The following is a 15,715-nucleotide window of genomic DNA, read 5'->3' as shown; positions in this document are numbered from 1 at the left end:
TGCCGCTGAACGTTTCCGGTCTCGGCTCTAGCCTTGCGGCAGCCGCTCCAGCTGCGCCGCGATCCGTGTGATGTCCTCCTCGGCCTTGGCCAGCCGCGTACGGATCTTCTCGACCACGTGGTCGGGCGCCTTCGCCAGGAACGCCTCGTTGCCGAGCTTGCCGTTCGCCTGGGCCTTCTCCTTCTCCGCGGCGGCCAAGTCCTTCGCCAGCCGCTTACGCTCCGCGGCGACGTCGATCGCCCCGGACAGGTCCAGCGCGACCTCGACACCCGCGACCGGCAGCGTCGCCGTGGCGGTGAATCCGTCGCCCTCCGGCTGGAGGCGCAGCAGCTGCCGGATGGCCGGCTCGTGCGTGGCCAGCGCCGTGCCGTCCAGGGCCAGGCTGGCCGGGACGCGCTGGCCCGGCTGGAGCCCCTGGTCGGCGCGGAAGCGGCGGACCTCGGTGATGACGGACTGGAGGGTCTCGATCTCCCGCTCGGCGGCCGCGTCCCGGAAGCCGCTGTCGGTCGGCCACTCGGCGATGACGACGGACTCACCGCCCGTCAGCGTCGTCCACAGCGTCTCCGTGACGAACGGGACCACCGGGTGCAGCAGCTTCAGCGTGACGTCCAGGACCTCGCCCAGGACGCGCTTGGAGACCTCGGCCGGCTCGCCGCCCGCCTGGAACGTCGTCTTGGACAGCTCGACGTACCAGTCGAAGACCTCGTCCCAGGCGAAGTGGAACAGGGCGTCCGACAGCTTGGCGAACTGGAAGTCCTCGTAGTACGCGTCGACTTCGGCGACCACCGAGTTCAGCCGGGACAGGATCCAGCGGTCGGTCGCCGACATCTTCGAGGCGTCCGGCAGCGGTCCGTCCACCGTCGCGCCGTTCATCAGCGCGAAACGGGTGGCGTTCCAGATCTTGTTGGCGAAGTTGCGCGAACCCTGGACCCAGTCCTCGCCGATCGGCACGTCGACACCGGGGTTGGCGCCGCGGGCCAGGGTGAACCGGAGGGCGTCGGAGCCGTACTTGTCCATCCAGTCCAGCGGGTTGACCGCGTTGCCGAAGGACTTCGACATCTTCTTGCCGAACTGGTCGCGGACCATGCCGTGCAGGGCGATGGTGTGGAACGGCGGGGTGCCGTCCATCGCGTACAGGCCGAACATCATCATCCGGGCGACCCAGAAGAAGAGGATGTCGTAGCCGGTGACCAGGACGGAGTTCGGGTAGAACTTCGCGAGGCTCTCGGTCTGCTCGGGCCAGCCGAGGGTCGAGAACGGCCACAGGCCGGAGGAGAACCAGGTGTCGAGGACGTCGGTGTCCTGCTTCCAGCCCTCGGCCTCGGTGCCGGGCGGCTGCTCGTCGGGTCCGACGCAGACGACCTCGCCGTTCGGCCCGTACCAGACGGGGATGCGGTGGCCCCACCACAACTGCCGTGAGATGCACCAGTCGTGGAGGTTGTCGACCCAGTCGAAGTACCGCTTCTCCATCTCCTGCGGATGGATCTTGACGCGGCCGTCCCGGACGGCGTCGCCGGCGGCCTTGGCCAGCGGACCGACCTTGACCCACCACTGCATGGACAGGCGCGGCTCGACGGTGGTCTTGCAGCGCGAGCAGTGGCCGACGGAGTGGACGTACGGGCGCTTCTCGGCGACGATCCGGCCCTCGGCGCGCAGCGCGCCGACGATGGCGGAGCGGGCCTCGAAGCGGTCCAGGCCCTGGAAGGGGCCGTGGACGGTGATGACGGCGTGCTCGTCCATCACGGTGATGGCGGGCAGGTCGTGGCGCCGGCCGATCTCGAAGTCGTTCGGGTCGTGGGCCGGGGTGACCTTGACGGCGCCGGTGCCGAACTCGGGGTCGACGTGCTCGTCCGCGACGACCGGGATGGAACGGCCGGTGAGCGGCAGCTTGATGAGCTTGCCGACGAGGTGGCGGTAGCGCTCGTCGTCGGGGTGAACGGCGACGGCGGTGTCACCGAGCATGGTCTCGGCACGGGTGGTGGCGACGACGATGGTGTCGTCCCCGTCGCCGTACTTCATCGAGACCAGCTCGCCGTCGTCGTCCTGGTACTCGACCTCGATGTCGGAGATGGCGGTCAGGCACCGGGGGCACCAGTTGATGATGCGCTCGGCGCGGTAGATGAGTTCGTCGTCGTAGAGCCGCTTGAAGATGGTCTGAACGGCCTGCGACAGCCCCTCGTCCATGGTGAAGCGCTCGCGCGACCAGGCGACGCCGTCGCCGAGGCGGCGCATCTGGCCGGAGATCTGCCCGCCGGACTCGTTCTTCCACTGCCAGACACGCTCGACGAAGGCCTCGCGGCCGAGGTCGTGCCGGGACTTGCCCTCCTTGCCGAGTTCGCGCTCGACTACGTTCTGGGTGGCGATGCCGGCGTGGTCCATGCCGGGCTGCCACAGCGTCTCGTGACCCTGCATGCGCTTGCGGCGCGTGAGGGCGTCGATGAGCGTGTGCTCGAAGGCGTGCCCCAGGTGGAGCGAGCCGGTGACGTTCGGCGGGGGGATGACGACGGTGAACGGCGGCTTGTCGCTCTTCTCGTCCGCCTCGAAGTAACCCCGCTCTACCCAGCGCTCGTACAGCGGCCCCTCTACGTCGGCCGGCGCGTACTGGGTCGGCAGTTCGGTGTCGGGCGCTGGTGTCTGCTGCTGAGCGTTGTCGGTCACGGGGCCAGTTTAGAGGCGTCACGGCGCTGTCCCGAACCGCATTTGTTTCGTAACGGTGGCAACCCCGACGACATGGCATCGCCGTACCTGGGCCAGGATGTCAGGGACACATAAGCATCTGGAGGGGAACCCAGGAAATGAGCAACAACCAGCCGGGCCCGTACGGCGGGCAGCCCCAGCAGCCGGGGCCGTACGGCCAGCCTGGTCCCTACGGCCAGCAGCCACCACAGGGACCGCCCCAGCCCGGCTACGGCTACCCCCAGCAGGCCCCTCCCGCCCAGCCGCAGCCCGGTTACGGCTACCCGCAGCAGCCCGCCGCCCCGGGCGTCCCGCCCCAGCCGAACCCCTACGGCCAGCAGCCCCCGTACGGCCAGCCTCCCTATGGCGCCGCCCCGCAGCCTCCGGCCCCCGGTGGCGGCGGCAAGAAGACGGGCCTGATCATCGGCGCGGTGGCGGTCGTCGCGGTGATCGCGGTGATCGCGTTCTTCGCGATCGGCCTGATCGGCGGGGGTGGCGGGGGCGGCGTCGCGGACGACGGCCCACACAAGCTGATCACGCCCGAGACGGTGCTCGACGGCCAGTACAAGAAGAGCGACGACTCCGGGAACGACGGCATGTCCAAGTCGGATCTGAAGGACGCCGAGAACTGGGGCGTGAAGAACCCGAAGGACGTCAGCGCCGGTTACCAGTCGGGGGACAAGAGCAACCCGCTCGCCCTGAAGCAGATCAGCTTCGGCGGCGTCTACGGCACCATCGACGACCCCGAGAAGGCCGTCGACAACATGTTCGCGGACATGAAGAAGAACGCCGAGAAGGAGAAGAGCGACGGCGGAGAGCTCCTCGGCAGCCCGAAGGCGTACAGCCCGAGCGGCCTCGACGGCGCCGTTCTCAAGTGCCAGGAGATCAAGGTCGACCTGGGCACGTCGGGCGGCACGGCCGGCGCCCCCAAGGACATGACGATGCCGGTCTGCATCTGGGGTGACCACAGCACCCTCGGACTGGTGATGCCGGTCGACTTCGCATCCGCCATGACCGGCAAGGCGAGCAGCCCCGAGGACGCGGCCGCGACCGCGGCCAAGCTCCGCAAGGACGTGCGCGTCAAGGCCTGACGCCGGCACCTGGCAGACGAGGAAGGGGCCCCGGTCGGTCGACCGGGGCCCCTTCCTCGTTGTTCGTGCGGATTCGTCGTTCCCGCGCGGCGGTTACGCCGTCTTCTGCTCGCCCGGACCGCGGCCGCGCGCGTCGCGCGGGATCAGGGTCGGGTTGACGTTGGAGAGGACGACGTCGGCCGTGATGACCACGCGGGCCACGTCCTTGCGGGACGGGACCTCGTACATCACGCCCTGGAGCACCTCCTCCATGATGGCGCGCAGGCCGCGGGCACCGGTCTGGCGGAGGATGGCCTGGTCGGCGATGGCCTCCAGAGCCTCGCGCTCGAAGTCCAGCTCCACGCCGTCGAGTTCGAACAGGCGCTGGTACTGCTTGACCAGGGCGTTGCGCGGCTCGACCAGGATCTTCAGGAGCGCCTCGCGGTCCAGGTTGTGGACCGAGGTGATCACCGGCAGCCGGCCGATGAACTCCGGGATCATGCCGAACTTGACCAGGTCCTCGGGCATGACGTCCTCGAACTGGTCCTTGGTCTCCAGTTCCCGCTTGGAACGGATCGTCGCGCCGAAGCCGATGCCCTTGGCGCCCGCCCGGCCCTCGATGATCTTCTCCAGGCCCGCGAAGGCGCCACCCACGATGAACAGGACGTTCGTCGTGTCGATCTGGATGAACTCCTGGTGGGGGTGCTTGCGGCCGCCCTGGGGCGGAACCGAGGCCGTGGTCCCCTCGAGGATCTTCAGCAGGGCCTGCTGGACGCCCTCGCCCGACACGTCCCGCGTGATGGACGGGTTTTCACTCTTCCGCGCGACCTTGTCGATCTCGTCGATGTAGATGATCCCGGTCTCGGCCTTCTTGACGTCGTAGTCGGCCGCCTGGATCAGCTTCAGCAGGATGTTCTCGACGTCCTCGCCGACGTACCCCGCCTCCGTCAGCGCCGTGGCGTCGGCGATGGCGAACGGGACGTTCAGCATGCGGGCCAGCGTCTGGGCCAGCAGCGTCTTGCCGGAGCCCGTGGGGCCCAGCAGAAGGATGTTGGACTTGGCGAGCTCGATGCCGTCGTCACGGCCCTGCGCGCCGCCGTTCTCGCCGGCCTGGACGCGCTTGTAGTGGTTGTACACCGCGACGGACAGGGCTTTCTTCGCGGCCTCCTGGCCGACGACGTACCCGTCCAGGAACTCGTAGATCTCGCGGGGCTTGGGCAGTTCCTCCCAGCGCACCTCGCTGGTCTCCGCGAGTTCCTCCTCGATGATCTCGTTGCAGAGATCGATGCACTCGTCGCAGATGTACACACCGGGCCCTGCGATGAGCTTCTTGACCTGCTTCTGGCTCTTGCCGCAGAACGAGCACTTGAGCAGATCGCCGCCGTCACCGATGCGTGCCACGGTGTGCTTCCCCTTCGCCTGGGAGACGCCTACGTCCAGCGGCTCCTGGTGCTGCCTTATGTCGACGGTACCTTGCCGGGCCCCTCGTTCGGGCCCCCCTTGGCACGGTTCGCTTTGACGTGCACCGTGCCAAGGAGTGGCAGACGATACTGCCTCCCGTCAGCGGACGGACGCGTTGTTCATCTTCCGGGTCGAGATGATCTGGTCGATCAGCCCGTACGACAGAGCCTCCTCGGCCGTGAGGATCTTGTCGCGCTCGATGTCCTCACGGATCTTCTCGATCGGCGTGCTGGAGTGCTTGGCCAGCATCTCCTCCAGCTGCGAACGCATCCGGAGGATCTCGTTGGCGGCGATCTCCAGGTCGGAGACCTGGCCGCGACCGGTCTCGCTGTACGGCTGGTGGATCAGCACCCGGGCGTTGGGCAGCGCCATGCGCTTGCCCGGCGTGCCCGCGGCCAGCAGGATGGCGGCGGCCGAGGCGGCCTGGCCCATGCACACGGTCTGGATGTCGGGCTTCACGAACTGCATGGTGTCGTAAATGGCGGTCAGCGCCGTGAAGGAACCGCCGGGGCTGTTGATGTAGACCGAGATGTCCCGGTCGGGGTCCATCGACTCCAGGCACAGCAGCTGCGCCATGACGTCGTTGGCGGAGGCGTCGTCGATCTGGACGCCGAGGAAGATCACGCGCTCCTCGAAGAGCTTCGCGTACGGGTCGTACTCGCGGATGCCCTGGGAGGTGCGTTCCACGAAGCGCGGGATGACATAGCGGGACTCGGCCGTGGGGCCGGTGTACTCGGCACGCGTACGGTCGTAGAGGCCACTGCCGGGGAAGTCGTTCACGGTGTCTCCTGGAAAAGGGCTGGGCGGTCGGCTGGGGCTGGCTGGGCTGCGCGGAGGTCTCGGACACCCGCACGGGGCCGGGAACTCCGCGGGAGCGGCTCAGGGGGCCTCGTGGGCCCCGTGGGAGCGGCTCAGGCCCCGGTGCCACCGCCGCCCGGCATGCCGGCGGCCGAGGTGATGACGTCGTCGATGAGGCCGTACTCCTTGGCCTCGTGGGCGTCGAACCAGCGGTCGCGGTCGGAGTCGCGGGTGATCTGCTCGACGGACTGGCCGGTGTGGAAGGAGGTCAGCTCGGCCATGCGCTTCTTGGTGTGCAGCAGCCGCTCGGCGTGAATCTTGATGTCCGAGGCCGAGCCGGCCAGACCGGCGGAGGGCTGGTGGATCAGGATCTCGGCGTTCGGCAGCGCGAAGCGCTTGCCGGGGGTGCCCGCGCTGAGCAGGAACTGGCCCATCGAGGCCGCGAGGCCCATGGCGATGGTCACCACGTCGTTCTTGATGTACTGCATGGTGTCGTAGATCGCCATGCCGGCCGTGATCGAGCCGCCGGGGCTGTTGATGTACAGGTAGATGTCCTTGTCCGGGTCCGCGGCAAGGAGCAGCAGCTGTGCGGTGATCTTGTTCGCGATGTCGTCGTCGACCGGCTGGCCGAGGAAGATGATCCGCTCGTTGAGCAGCCGGTTGTAGACCTGGTCGCCGAGGCCACCACCGATGGAAGGCTCGCCGGCGGCGGAGGGCATCAGATTCGTCACGTATCCACCTGCTCGTCTTACGACGGCGCCGGGCCGTCTCACGTGTTCCTGCCAGGGGCTGGGGACTCCCCTGCCCCCGTACTCATGGACCCTAACGCGCGGCTCCCTTCGGCGAATCCCGCTGGGGGGAGTGTTCGCCGGGGGCGTAGCGCGCGGCCTCCGGAAAAGCGAACGGGCCCCAGGTCACCAACGTACCCGGGGCCCGTCCTCCGCGCGCATCCGTATGCCGTACGGATCAGGCCTCGGCCTTCTCCTCGCCCTCGCCCTCGGCGGCGGCGTCGGCGGTCTCCGCCTCGTCCTCCTCGTCGTCCAGGTCGACGATCTCGCCGTTGGTGTCCTTCACGGTCGCGGCCTCGACCACGACGGCCAGGGCCTTGCCGCGGGCGACCTCGCCGACCAGCAGCGGAACCTGGTTCTGCTCGACGACCGCCTGGGCGAACTGGTCGGGGGACATGCCGGAGGAGGCGGCGCGCCGCATGAGGTGCTCGGTGAGCTCCTCCTGGTTGACGTTGAGCTTCTCCGTCTTGACCAGCTCGTCGAGGACGAACTGGGTCTTGATGCCCTTGACCGCGGCGTCGCGGGTCTCGGTCTCGAACTCCTCGGCGGTCTTGCCCTGGATCTCCAGGTACTTGTCGAGGGTGAGGCCCATCTGGCCGAGCTGGTGGTGCTCCAGGTTGTGCTTGCGGGTGTTGATCTCGTCCTCGAGCAGCTTCTCGGGGACCGGGACCTCGACCAGCTCGAGCAGCTTGTCCAGGACGCGCTCCTGGGCCTGCGTGGCCTGGTCGTACTGCTTCATGTTCTCCAGGCGCTTACGGCTGTCCGCGCGCAGCTCCTCGAGGGTGTCGAACTCCGAGGCGAGCTGCGCGAAGTCGTCGTCCAGCTCGGGCAGTTCGCGCGCGGCGACCTGGGTGACCTTGACGGAGACCTCGGCCTCCTTGCCGGCCGCGGAGCCGCCCTTGAGCTCGGAGGTGAAGGTGGCCTCGCCACCGGCCTCCAGCCCCTTCACGGCGTCGTCGATGCCGTCCAGCAGCTCGCCGGAGCCGATGGTGTAGGAGACGCCGTTGGCCACGCCGTCCTCGAGGACCTCACCGTCGACCTTGGCCTCCAGGTCGATGGTGACCACGTCGCCGTCCTCGGCGGCGCGCTCGACCGGGCTCGTCGAGGCGAAGCGCTCGCGCAGCTGCTCGACGGCCTTGTCGACGTCCTCGTCGCTGACCTCGACGGCCTCGACCTCGACCTCGATGCCGGAGTAGTCCGGGATCTCGATGGCCGGGCGGATGTCGACCTCGGCGGTGAAGTTCAGCGTCTCGCCGTCCTTCAGCTCGGTGATGTCGACCTCGGGCTGGCCCAGCGGGTTCAGCTCCGCCTCGTTGACCGCCTCGGTGTAGAACTTCGGCAGCGCGTCGTTGACGGCCTCCTCCAGAACCGCACCGCGGCCGAACCGCTGGTCGATGACGCGGGCCGGGATCTTGCCCTTGCGGAAGCCCTTCACCGTGACCTGCTGGTTGATCTTCTTGTACGCCGCGTCGAGGCTGTCCTTGAGCTCCTCGAAGGGCACCTCGACAGTGAGCCGAACCCGGGTCGGGTTCAGGGTCTCCACGGCGCTCTTCACGGTTCGGTCTCCTTGTGGCTGACTGCTTGGATTCTGCCGGGGCCAGACAGGTCCGGCGGATTTCGCCCCGCCCGGAGGAGTTCGCAGGCCCAGCAGGACCGGACACACGGGCGCGCAGTTTGCATAGTAACCGCAGCCACTCCGCGCCCCCAAAGGCGATCACGCGTGGTGACGCCGACCGGCGGCCGGCGGATGGTCGGGGTGGCGGGATTTGAACCCACGGCCTTCCGCTCCCAAAGCGGACGCGCTACCAAGCTGCGCCACACCCCGTCTGGTGCGACAGGTAGGGTACATGCCCGCAGGCAGTGCGGACGCCGCATTCCACGACCGCCGGGAACGCGCCGGGCGCGAACGCGGTGCGGCAGTGGCTCGCGGGCACCTCACGGGAACGGAGTGTGCGTCCACGGCGCACGACCCGCTACGATGCCTTGTGTGCCGCGGTCGGCAGACCGGCGGCGCCTTGTGTGCGGGCGTAGCTCAATGGTAGAGCCCCAGTCTTCCAAACTGGCTACGCGGGTTCGATTCCCGTCGCCCGCTCTGTACGGCTCAGGGCCAGGTCGGAGGATGTTTCCTCCGACCTGGCCCTGATCGTCTCCGCGGGCGCGGACGGCTCGCGCCCCGTCCCGCCGGGTCAGCGGCACGTCACCTGCCCGTCAGAAGCTGATCGAGTTGATCGTGTGCGCTATCGAGTTCAGGAAGCGGCTGATCGACGGCGCCATTCCGGTGGAGGCGAGGAAGAAGCCGAAGAGTATGGCGACGATGGCCGGGCCCGCCTTGATGGAGCCCCCTCGGAGCAGCACCACCAGGATGATCGCCAACATCAGCACCACTGACAGTGAAATGGCCACAACTGATCACACCCTCGGTCGGTCGCTCTCCCGGCCCGCGGACGCCCAGCCCCGCGCACCCCGCTGGAACCATCGTGCCACCAACCCGGCTCCCCCATGCGGCGGCTGACACATCATCGGCCAAACCGTCCGCTCCCGGGATCGCACCCCTTGGGGCGGGACGCTTCTCCGACCGTGACCCACAAGGCAATTCGGCGCCGTTCGGCGCACCGCCTCCGCAGGGAATTCAGCGAGACCTTTTACACGCCTGCACATGATGTTCGCAAGGAATTCGAATCGTCGCCCAGAACGTGAACTCCTGCACCAACTCATCGGGATGAGTCCGGACATTGGGGGTGCGAGTGCCCACACGATGGGCACATGAGATGTGTCGACCATCACCCGTGACGGCATGCCGACTTCGTCAATTAGGGGGTACCCGCAGCGAATAACCGGCGTATGCCGTCGGCGCTTTCACGGAAACCCGCGGACAACACTAGGGTGCCTCAGATGTTCCACGCTGCCTCGTCCCCCGGTCAGAACAGAACGCCGCTCCCCCCGGCACAGTCGCCGGCCCCCGCGGTACCGAGTCCGCGCCGACCGGGCGAGTCGGACGGAGGACCGGCCAAACAGCGCGACGCGTTCTTCGACAACGCCAAATACCTGGCGATCGTGCTGGTGGCAGCGGGTCACTCCTGGGCGCCGCTCATGGACGACAGCCGCGTCCTGCGAAGCCTGTACATGTTCGTGTATGCCTTCCACATGCCGGCCTTCATCGTCATCTCCGGCTACTTCTCGCGCAGTTTCGACGCCCGGCCCGACCGACTCAAGCGGCTGATCACCGGTGTCGCGGTTCCGTACGTCGTCTTCGAGACCGCCCTCTCCCTCTTCAAGCGCTACGCCGGCCACAGCCCCGAACAGGACATCAGCCTCCTCGACCCCTGGTACCTGACCTGGTTCCTGTGCGCCCTGTTCATCTGGCGGCTGACCGCCCCCCTCTGGAAACTGGTCCGCCGGCCGCTTCCGCTCGCGCTCGTCATCGCCATGCTGGCGTCGGCCGGCTCGTCCATCGGCGACGACCTGGACCTTCAGCGGGTGCTGCAGTTCCTGCCGTTCTTCGTGCTGGGGCTGTCGATGAAGGCCGAGCACTTCCGGCTGGTGCGCCGCCGTTCGGTGCGGATCGCGGCGGTACCGGTGTTCGCGGCGGCGCTGGTCACCGCCTGGTGGGCGGCGCCCCGGATGAACTCCTCCTGGTTCTACCACCGTGACGCCGCGCAGGATCTGGGCGCGCCCTGGTGGGCCGGCCCGGTGATGACGCTGGCGCTGTTCGGCTGCTCGCTGGTGCTGACCGCCTGCTTCTTCGCCTGGGTGCCGGGCCGGCGGATGTGGTGCACGGCGCTCGGCGCGGGCACGCTGTACGGCTACCTGCTGCACGGCTTCGTCATCAAGGGCGCCGGCTTCCAGGGCTGGTTCGACCACGCCTGGCTGCACCGTCCGCTCGGCGAGATCCTCGTCACCGTCGTGGCGGCGACGGTCATCACCCTGCTGTGCACGCGCCCCGTCCGGCGGGTCTTCCGCTGCGTCATGGAGCCCGAGATGAAGTGGGCCTTCCGGCAGGACGCGGGCGAGCAGGCCCGCGAGCGCCGGGAGGCACAGTGGCCGCAGTGGGAGAAGGCCGGCTCGGTCAGCGCCTGAGAGGGCCGTGCGGGAGCCCGAGAAGTGCGCGCATCCGTGCGTACTTCCCGGTCAGCCGGGTGCGGGTGGCCTCGTCGAGGACCGCGAGGCGGACCGGGTCGGCGTTGTGCGCCAGGTCCGCCTCCTTCACCAGCAGCGCGCCGGGCGTGGCGAGGATCCGCCGCGCGTAGGCCTCCGGGTCCTCGCCTGCCCGCTTGGTGACCGCCAGCACGATGTCCTTCGTACGGCGGCTCAGCGCGGCCTCGCGCAGCCACTCTTCGGTCAGGGCGCCGTCCTCCACGGAGTCGTGCAGCCAGGCCGCCGCGATCTGCTCGCCGTCGCCGCCCCGGACCCGTACGCCCTCGGCGACGGCCCGCAGGTGCTCGGCGTAGGGCCGGCCCGCCTTGTCGGTCTGCCCCTGGTGAGCGGCCCTGGCGAGGGTCTCGACCTCGGCCGGGGACATGGTGCGCGGGGTGCGGGGCGTGTCGGTCACCTGCCCAGTGTGTCAGCGTGCCGCCAGGGCCGTGGGGCCCTCGCGGCAGATCAGGAGCAGGGCGCGGTCGTCGTTGACGTCCTTCGCCACTGCCTCGATCAGGTGCCAGGCGGCGCCGTGGAAGCCGCCGGCGACATAGCGGTCGGCCTCGCCGGTGAGGCGGTCGATGCCCTCGACGATGTCGCGGTCGGACGTCTCCACCAGGCCGTCGGTGAACAGCATCAGGACGTCTCCGGCGCGCAGGGAGCCCTTGACCGGGTCGAACTGGGCGCCGTCGTACACGCCGAGGAGCGGGCCCTCGGCGGCCTTCTCCTCCCAGCGGCCGCTGCCCGCGCTGAGCTGGAGGCCCGGCGGGTGCCCCGCGGAGTACAGCTCGTAGTCGCCGGAGTCCAGGTCCAGCACCAGATGGATGGAGGTCGCGAAGCCCTCGTCCCAGTCCTGGCGCAGCAGGTAGCCATTGGCGGCGGGCAGGAACGCGTGCGGGGGCAGGCTGCCGAGCAGACCGCCGAACGCGCCCGACAGCAGCAGCGCCCGCGAGCCCGCGTCCATGCCCTTGCCGGAGACGTCCGTGAGCACGACCTCCAGGGTGCGGCCGCCGTTCGTACGGGCGGCGACCACGAAGTCGCCGGAGAAGGACTGGCCGCCGGCCGGGCGCAGCGCCATCTCGTGATGCCAGCTTCCGGGCAGGTGCGGCAGCTTGCTCTGGACGCGGATGCGTTCGCGCAGGTCGAACAGCATGGTGCCGCCGCGCCGCCAGGGCACGCCGACCCGGCTGCGGAACTGGGCGATGATCAGCCCGAAGAAGCCGCAGGCGGCGACCACGAGCACCACGCCCGGGGTCACCCGGGACGGGCCCTCGGTGTACGGCCCGAGCCGCACCGACTCCACGATCAGCGCCGTGGCCGCGGCGGCGTACAGGCCGAGCAGGCTCGCCGGGCGCAGCAGCAGCCCGCCGGCGACGATGGGCAGCACCAGCGCGACCGGGGAGAACCACACCGAGTTGGCGAGCGTCAGCAGCAGGATCAGCGGGATGGTCAGCAGCAGACCGCCGAGCGCGATCCAGTCCGAGCCGTCCCCGCGGAAGTAGTCGACGGCGGCTCTGCGCACGCCGACGCGGGCCCGGTGCCACTGCATCTTCAACCGGGCCGTGAACGTCTCGGCTTCCGCGCGCCGCTGTCGTCCTGCTGCCATTAGTTGGGGACCCTATCCATCGGACCTGACGCTTGGCACGGGAGGTCCCACTTGTCCCCCGTCCGAGGCTCGGATTCACAGTGAACTTCACCGGCGGCCGTCTCGCTGCCACCTGTGCGAAATTCGTTCGCCCGGTCCGTGGCGCGCTGGTAGGCATGGCGCATGGCGACTGAGCGTGCGACCGATCCGAGGGTGCTGCGGCGGGACGAGTGGGACCGCTGGTACGACAACCTGATCCGCGCCTTCGGAGGGGTCCCGGAGCCGGCCGAGGAGCGGGAGGCCTGGAAGTCCCTCACCGAGCCGGACCGTTCCCTGGGTGTCTGGGACGGGGACATGTGTGTGGGCACGGCGGGGGCGTTCCGCTTCCGGATCACCGTGCCGGGCGGCGACTCGCTGCCGGCGGCCGGCATCACGATGGTGAGCGTGGCCGCCACGCACCGGCGGCGCGGCGTGCTGACGTCGATGATGCGTCGGCAGCTGGACGACGTGCGCGCCTGGGGCGAGCCGCTGGCGGTACTGACCGCCTCCGAGCCGGCGATCTACGGCCGCTTCGGGTACGGCGCGGCGACCTTCCAGCTCAGCGCCGAGATCGACACCGACCGGGCCGGTCTGACGGTCCCGGCCGGCACGGACGACGTACGCCTGCGGTACGCGGCGCCCGCCGACGTGCTGGACGACTGCGAGGCGGTGTACGCGCGGCTGGTGCCCCGTCGGCCCGGGATGCCGGCCCGGCAGCCCGGCTGGGGGCGGCTGGCGCTGATCGACCCGGAGAGCGCACGGGCCGGCGCCTCGCCGCTGCAGTGCGTGGTCGCCGAGCGGGCGGGCGAGGTCACGGGGTACGCCCGCTACCGCGTCAAGCCCGGCTGGGGCGTCGGCGGGCACGAGGGCACGGTGCTCCTGAACGACCTGGACGCGCTGGACCCGGAGAGCGACGCGGCTCTGTGGCGCTTCCTGTTCGGCATCGACCTGACCTCGACGCTGATCGTGCGGGAGCGGCCGGCCGACGACCCCTGGCAGTACCTGGTGTCCGACATCCGGCGGTGCCGGCCGCAGGTGCGGGACGTGCTGTACGTACGGCTCGTGGACGTGGGCGCCGCGCTCGCCGCGCGGACCTACCAGACGCCGGTGGACGTGGTGTTGGAGGTGGCGGACGACTTCTGCCCCTGGAACGCCGGGCGGTGGCGGCTGACCGGAGACGCGAAGGGGGCGTCCTGCGAGCGGACCTCGGGCGCGGCCGAACTCTCCTTGTCCGTAAGGGAGTTGGGGGCGGCGTACCTCGGCGGCGTGCCGCTGTCCGGGCTGGCGGCGGCCGGGCGGGTACGGGAGCTGCGGCGGGGGGCGCTGTCCCGGACGTCGGTGGCGTTCGGCTCGGCGGTGGCGCCGTGGCTGCCGCACGGATTCTGAGACGGGCGTCTCATCCCGCCTTCGCGGGCTGCTGGCAGGCGGGGCACCAGAAGAGGTTGCGGGCGGCGAGGCCGGCGGTGCGGATGTCCGTGCCGCAGATGTGGCAGGGCAGGGCGGTACGGCGGTAGACGTAGACCTCGCCGCCGTGGTCGTCGACGCGGGGCGGGCGGCCCATGGCCTCGGGGGTGTGCTCGGGGCGGACGGTGTCGATGCGGTTGGTGCGGACGCCCTCGCGCATGAGGGCGACGAGGTCGGCCCAGATGGCGTCCCACTCGGCCGGAGTGAGGTCCCTGCCGGGGCGGTAGGGGTCGACGCGGTGCCGGAAGAGGACCTCGGCGCGGTAGACGTTGCCGACGCCGGCGACGACCTTCTGGTCCATCAGCAGGGCGGCGATGGTCGTACGGCTGCGGCGTATGCGGGCGTAGGCCTGGTCCGGGTCGGCGTCGGGGCGCAGGGGGTCGGGGCCGAGGCGGTCGTGCACGGCCTGTTTCTCGGCGTCGGTGATCAGAGCGCAGGTGGTGGGGCCGCGCAGGTCGACGTACGAGGTGGCGTTGGCGAGGCGGAGGCGGACGGTGTCCGTGGGCGGGGGTGCGGGGGCGCCGCCGAAGGTGACCTTGCCGAAGAGGCCGAGGTGGATGTGGATCCAGTCGCTGTCGCGGAAGCGGAGGAAGAGGTGTTTGCCGTGGGCTTCCGTGCGGGTGAGCTCCGCTCCGGTGAGGAGGGTGGCGGAGGTGGAGAACTTGCCCTGGGGGCTGGTGACGTGGGCCTGCCGGCCTGAGAAGTGGGCGGCGTAGTCCTGTGCGAGGCGGTGGATGGTGTGCCCCTCTGGCACGGGGTGTCCCTTCTTGCGGTTCTTTTCCCCCCGCCCGCCCGACTCGGCGGGTGGAGGGGGCACCGGCCCTGGGGCTTCGCCCCGGACCCCGTTTCCCACCCACTCGCCGGTCTCGGTGGGTGAAGGGGTGCCGAGCCTGGGGGCTGCGCCCCGGACCCCCGCGGGGACTCCGTCCCCTGCGCCCCTGGCAGAACTCGGCCGGGATCTCCAGCGGGGACTCCCGCCTCTCCGCACCTGCCGAGGGCTGAGCCGGCCCGCAAGGTGGCGGCACGGCTCCCCTCAGGGCGCCGTGCCGTGGGGTAGTGCGTCGGTTACTGCTGGGGGTGGTGGGCCGGGATCGGGGGGAGGTCGCCCGTCGATTCGTAGGCCGTGAGCATGTCGATGCGGCGGATGTGGCGCTCGTCACCGGAGAAGGGCGTGCCGAGGAAGGTCTCGACGAACTTCGTCGCCTCCTCCGTGGTGTGCATGCGCGCGCCCACCGCGACGACGTTCGCGTTGTTGTGCTGGCGGCCGAGGGAGGCCGTCTCCTCACTCCAGGCGAGGGCCGCGCGCACGCCCTTGACCTTGTTCGCCGCGATCTGCTCGCCGTTGCCGGAGCCGCCGATCACGATGCCGAGGGAGTCGGGGTCCGCGGCCGTGCGCTCCGCGGCGCGCAGGCAGAAGGGCGGGTAGTCGTCCTGGGCGTCGTAGATGTGCGGTCCGCAGTCGACGGGCTCGTGGCCCGCCGCCTTGAGCCACTCGACGAGGTGGTTCTTGAGTTCGAAGCCCGCATGGTCGGAGCCGAGATACACGCGCATGGTCCGAGTGTGACATGGCGGAATGCGGGCGGCAGCGCCGGGTCACGTGCATTATCACATCCACAAGAAAAATGTGGCTAATCTTTCAAAGCTCAAAGAAACCTCAAGTAACAATTACATTTCGAAGGTTCACGGATTCCAATGCCTCC

13 protein-coding genes and 2 tRNA genes are annotated in these 15,715 nt (G+C 69.7%); 4 read left to right on the top strand and 11 right to left on the bottom strand.

What is annotated here, in order from left to right:
- Positions 1–27: 27 nt before the first annotated feature.
- The gene (locus tag TNCT6_RS20805; RefSeq protein WP_141360914.1) at positions 28–2,658 is read right to left on the bottom strand and encodes a valine--tRNA ligase; all 2,631 of its coding nucleotides are present in this window, start codon (positions 2,656–2,658) and stop codon (positions 28–30) included.
- A 137-nt stretch (positions 2,659–2,795) separates the two neighbouring features.
- Between TNCT6_RS20805 and TNCT6_RS20800 the strand changes: the two genes are divergently transcribed.
- Complete coding sequence (locus tag TNCT6_RS20800) at positions 2,796–3,767, top strand: hypothetical protein (protein ID WP_141360912.1); 972 nt, start codon at positions 2,796–2,798, stop codon at positions 3,765–3,767.
- A gap of 93 nt (positions 3,768–3,860) precedes the next feature.
- Here the strand turns inward: TNCT6_RS20800 and clpX are convergent, their stop codons facing one another.
- From clpX to TNCT6_RS20775, 5 genes are all read right to left on the bottom strand, one after another.
- Positions 3,861–5,147, bottom strand: coding sequence for an ATP-dependent Clp protease ATP-binding subunit ClpX (gene clpX / locus TNCT6_RS20795; RefSeq protein WP_100566838.1), 1,287 nt, complete (start codon positions 5,145–5,147; stop codon positions 3,861–3,863).
- 159 nt (positions 5,148–5,306) lie between these two features.
- Positions 5,307–5,987 carry an ATP-dependent Clp protease proteolytic subunit gene (locus tag TNCT6_RS20790; protein ID WP_141360910.1) on the bottom strand — a complete coding sequence of 227 codons (681 nt, stop codon included), beginning with the start codon at positions 5,985–5,987 and terminating at the stop codon, positions 5,307–5,309.
- Positions 5,988–6,118: 131 nt separating this feature from the next.
- The gene (locus TNCT6_RS20785) at positions 6,119–6,724 is read right to left on the bottom strand and encodes an ATP-dependent Clp protease proteolytic subunit (protein ID WP_172633231.1); all 606 of its coding nucleotides are present in this window, start codon (positions 6,722–6,724) and stop codon (positions 6,119–6,121) included.
- Between the two features lie 247 nt (positions 6,725–6,971).
- Entirely contained in the window at positions 6,972–8,348 is a 1,377-nt protein-coding gene (gene tig, locus TNCT6_RS20780; protein WP_141360907.1) for a trigger factor, read from the bottom strand.
- Positions 8,349–8,541: 193 nt separating this feature from the next.
- Positions 8,542–8,618, bottom strand: a tRNA-Pro gene (locus tag TNCT6_RS20775).
- Positions 8,619–8,814: 196 nt separating this feature from the next.
- On the opposite strand from TNCT6_RS20775, the gene TNCT6_RS20770 reads away from it, so the two are divergent.
- Positions 8,815–8,885 (top strand) — tRNA-Gly (locus TNCT6_RS20770).
- Positions 8,886–9,001: 116 nt separating this feature from the next.
- On the opposite strand, the gene TNCT6_RS20765 is transcribed toward TNCT6_RS20770, so the two are convergent.
- Complete coding sequence (locus TNCT6_RS20765) at positions 9,002–9,196, bottom strand: hypothetical protein (protein WP_141360905.1); 195 nt, start codon at positions 9,194–9,196, stop codon at positions 9,002–9,004.
- Between the two features lie 489 nt (positions 9,197–9,685).
- Between TNCT6_RS20765 and TNCT6_RS20760 the strand changes: the two genes are divergently transcribed.
- Positions 9,686–10,870, top strand: coding sequence for an acyltransferase family protein (locus tag TNCT6_RS20760; RefSeq protein ID WP_141360903.1), 1,185 nt, complete (start codon positions 9,686–9,688; stop codon positions 10,868–10,870).
- Here TNCT6_RS20760 and TNCT6_RS20755 read toward each other — a convergent pair.
- Complete coding sequence (locus tag TNCT6_RS20755; protein WP_141366659.1) at positions 10,860–11,312, bottom strand: HD domain-containing protein; 453 nt, start codon at positions 11,310–11,312, stop codon at positions 10,860–10,862. The genes TNCT6_RS20760 and TNCT6_RS20755 overlap by 11 nt on opposite strands.
- A 42-nt stretch (positions 11,313–11,354) precedes the next feature.
- Positions 11,355–12,533, bottom strand: a complete 1,179-nt coding sequence (locus TNCT6_RS20750; RefSeq protein ID WP_141360900.1) for a PP2C family protein-serine/threonine phosphatase — start codon at positions 12,531–12,533, stop codon at positions 11,355–11,357.
- Between the two features lie 162 nt (positions 12,534–12,695).
- On the opposite strand from TNCT6_RS20750, the gene TNCT6_RS20745 reads away from it, so the two are divergent.
- Positions 12,696–13,937 (top strand): GNAT family N-acetyltransferase, encoded by a 1,242-nt coding sequence (locus tag TNCT6_RS20745; RefSeq protein ID WP_141360898.1) that lies wholly within the window; start codon positions 12,696–12,698, stop codon positions 13,935–13,937.
- A gap of 10 nt (positions 13,938–13,947) precedes the next feature.
- On the opposite strand, the gene TNCT6_RS20740 is transcribed toward TNCT6_RS20745, so the two are convergent.
- A complete protein-coding gene (locus tag TNCT6_RS20740) occupies positions 13,948–14,769 on the bottom strand; it encodes an Fpg/Nei family DNA glycosylase (RefSeq protein ID WP_141360896.1) in 822 nt (273 codons plus the stop codon).
- A gap of 311 nt (positions 14,770–15,080) precedes the next feature.
- On the bottom strand, positions 15,081–15,566 hold the full coding sequence (locus TNCT6_RS20735) for a ribose-5-phosphate isomerase (protein ID WP_141360894.1): 486 nt from the start codon (positions 15,564–15,566) through the stop codon (positions 15,081–15,083).
- Positions 15,567–15,715 lie beyond the last annotated feature (149 nt).

Origin of the sequence: Streptomyces sp. 6-11-2 (genome assembly GCF_006540305.1) — a bacterium.
In the GTDB taxonomy this organism is placed as follows: Bacteria; Actinomycetota; Actinomycetes; order Streptomycetales; family Streptomycetaceae; genus Streptomyces.
Note: the sequence above shows the minus strand (reverse complement) of the source record. Positions and strands in the feature narration are given on the sequence as shown.